Source organism: Kitasatospora sp. NPDC007106 (assembly GCF_040634455.1).
GTDB lineage: Bacteria > Actinomycetota > Actinomycetes > Streptomycetales > Streptomycetaceae > Kitasatospora > Kitasatospora arboriphila.
In genome coordinates, this window is record NZ_JBEYFP010000962.1 from 1 (window position 1) to 2,081 (window position 2,081).

Annotated in this window: 2 protein-coding genes; both read left to right on the plus strand. The window is 73.7% G+C overall.

All coding sequences use genetic code 11. The features are described from left to right. The first annotated feature begins 145 nt into the window (after positions 1-145). On the plus strand, positions 146-1,141 hold the full coding sequence (locus ABZ641_RS34530; RefSeq protein ID WP_359988293.1) for an NAD-dependent epimerase/dehydratase family protein: 996 nt from the start codon (positions 146-148) through the stop codon (positions 1,139-1,141). Next, positions 1,141-1,902: a WecB/TagA/CpsF family glycosyltransferase gene (locus ABZ641_RS34535; RefSeq protein ID WP_359988295.1), complete on the plus strand. Its 762-nt coding sequence runs from the start codon at positions 1,141-1,143 to the stop codon at positions 1,900-1,902. The genes ABZ641_RS34530 and ABZ641_RS34535 overlap by 1 nt, the downstream gene beginning before the upstream one ends. The last annotated feature ends 179 nt before the right edge of the window (positions 1,903-2,081 follow it).

Consider the following 2,081-nt stretch of genomic DNA (forward strand, 5'->3'; position numbering starts at 1 on the left):
CTCGCGGCCGGGCCGGAGTGCCGTGCGCTCCGCCGAATGGAGGGGCGCAGACGGGGTACGGCCCCGATCGGCCCCTGACACCCCTTCAGAGCAGATATATCCCTTTCCAGTGACTTGTCGTAATTGCCGGAAGGGAGATCGAGCCGTGGCACACGTCGATGCCGTGGTGACAGGCGCCGGAGGATTCATCGGCGGGCACCTCACGGGCGCGCTGCTCGCCGAGGGGCTCACCGTCCGGGCCGTGGACCGCAAACCGCAGGAGGACTGGTACCAGGTGCACGCCGGTGCCGAGAACCTCGTCCGCGACCTCTCGCTGCGCGAGGCGTGCGAGGAGACGATGGCAGGCGGAGCCGACGAGGTCTACCACCTCGCCGCCGACATGGGCGGCATGGGCTTCATCGAGAGCCACAAGGCGGACTGCATGCTGTCCGTGCTCTCCAGCACCCACATGCTGCTCGCCGCCCGCGAGCACGGCGCCCGGCGCTACTTCTACTCCTCCTCCGCCTGCGTCTACGCCGCCGACAAGCAGACCGACGCCGCCGTCCTGCCGCTGCGCGAGGAGGACGCCTATCCCGCCATGCCCGAGGACGGCTACGGCTGGGAGAAGCTCTTCACCGAGCGGATGGCCCGGCACTTCCGCGAGGACTTCGGCCTGGCCACCCGCACCGGCCGCTACCACAACGTCTACGGCCCGTACGGCACCTGGGACGGCGGTCGGGAAAAGGCCCCCGCCGCCGCCTGCCGCAAGGTCGCCACCGCCGTCCTCACCGGCTCCGACGAGATCGAGATCTGGGGCGACGGCGAGCAGACCCGCAGCTTCACCTTCATCGACGACTGCGTCACCGGCACCCTGCGGCTCGCCCGCAGCGAGGTCACCGAGCCGCTCAACATCGGCTCCGACCAGCTGGTGACCGTCAACCAGCTGTACGCCCTGGTCGAGGAGATCGCCGGGGTGCGGCTGCGGCACCGCCACGTGCCCGGCCCACTGGGCGTGCGCGGCCGCAACAGCGACAACACCCGGATCGTCAAGGAACTCGACTGGGCGCCCTCCGTCCCGCTGCTGACCGGCCTGGAGAAGACCTACCGCTGGGTGCACGACCAGGTCCGGGCCCGCCGCGACGGCCGCCCCCACCAGCGCTGATGGCCCCGCCGCGGGTCGACGTGCTCGGCGTGGGCATCAGCGCCGTCAATCCGGCCACCGCCCTCGCCGAGATCACCCGCCGGGTGGAGACCGGCGAGCGCGGCTACGTCTGCGTCACCGGTGTGCACGGGGTGATGGAGTCCCAGCGCGACACCGCGCTGCGCCGCATCCACAACGCCTCCGGCCTGACCGTCCCGGACGGCATGCCGATGGTGTGGGCCGGCCGGCGGGCCGGCGTCCCCGGCATGAGCCGGGTGCCCGGCCCCGCCCTGATGCTCGACGTCCTCGCCCGGGCCGCCGAACGCGGCTGGAGCTCCTACCTCTACGGCGCCGGGACGGGCGTCCCGGAGCTGCTCGCCGAGCGGCTCCGGGCGCGGCTGCCCGGGCTGCGGATCGCCGGCACCCACTCGCCGCCGTTCCGCCCGCTCACCCCCGAGGAGGACGCCGAGGCCGTCCGGCGGATCAACGACAGCGGCGCCGACCTGGTCTGGGTGGGGCTGTCGACGCCCAAGCAGGAGCACTGGATGGCCGCGCACCGGCCGCTGCTCACCGCACCCGTGCTGCTCGGCGTCGGGGCCGCCTTCGACCTCCACGCCGGGCTGCAGCGGCCGGCCCCCGTGTGGATGCAGCGGCGCGGCCTGGAGTGGTCGTACCGGCTCGCCCGCGAACCCCGCCGCCTCTGGCGGCGCTACCTGCGCAACAACCCGGCGTACCTGGCGCGGATCGCGCTGCGGCCGCCCCGGATGAGAGGGACCGACTGACCGGTGGACACGCTGCGGGTCGCCCTGGTGCACAGCTTCTACGCCTCCGCGCAGCCCAGCGGCGAGAACGAGGCCGTCCGGGACCAGGCCCGGGCGCTGCGCGCCGCGGGCCACGAGGTCACGGTCGTCGCGGCGCACACCGACGAGGCGGCCCGCAGCCCGCTCCACCCGCTGCGGGC

What these genes read in the sequence shown, in the direction of transcription:
- ABZ641_RS34535 (WP_359988295.1), top strand. Translation starts at nt 1,141, where the DNA reads ATGGCCCCGCCGCGGGTCGACGTGCTCGGCGTGGGCATCAGCGCCGTC.